Source organism: Roseomonas rosulenta (assembly GCF_016106005.1).
Taxonomy (GTDB): Bacteria; Pseudomonadota; Alphaproteobacteria; order Acetobacterales; family Acetobacteraceae; genus Neoroseomonas; species Neoroseomonas rosulenta.
In genome coordinates, this window is sequence record NZ_JACADR010000670.1 from 1 (window position 1) to 503 (window position 503).

Below are 503 nucleotides of genomic sequence, written 5' to 3' on the forward strand. Positions count from 1 at the left end.
GCGCGGCTCCCCACGGGGGATCTGGCGGGGTCCGCCGAGGCGCCGGAGGGCGCCCTCCGGCTGGCACCGGACCAGGCGGGGGCGCGGGCGGCGCTGGCGCTCGGCGCACTGGCCTCGGGCGATGTGGCCGCCGCCGAGGCCGAGTTCGCGCAGATGACGCCCGAGGCGCGCCGGACGCCGGGCGGCCGGCTGCTGGAGGGCACGCTGCACCTGGCGCGCGGCGAAGTCGCCGAGGCGCGGGTGACGCTGGAGGCGCTGGCGCGCGAAGCCCCGGACTTCGTGCAGCCCCGACTGGTGCTGGCGCGCCTCGCGATGGCCGAGGGCAAGCCGGAGGAGGCGGAAACCATCCTCACGCGGATCCTGCAGGCCGAGCCCACTAACATCGAGGCGGCGGGGCTGCTGGCGACGATGGCGGTGTCCGGCGGGCCGCGCGCGACCGCGGCACGCGATGCGCTGCTGCGCGCCCAGGCGGCGTCGCCGGCCGAGGCGCCGCTGGCCCTGCT

1 protein-coding gene is annotated in these 503 nt (G+C 79.3%); it reads left to right on the top strand.

All coding sequences use genetic code 11. The features are described 5' to 3' along the window. Window positions 1-503: tetratricopeptide repeat protein (locus HW578_RS27570; protein ID WP_198373851.1), on the top strand; the 503-nt coding region annotated here is incomplete at both ends.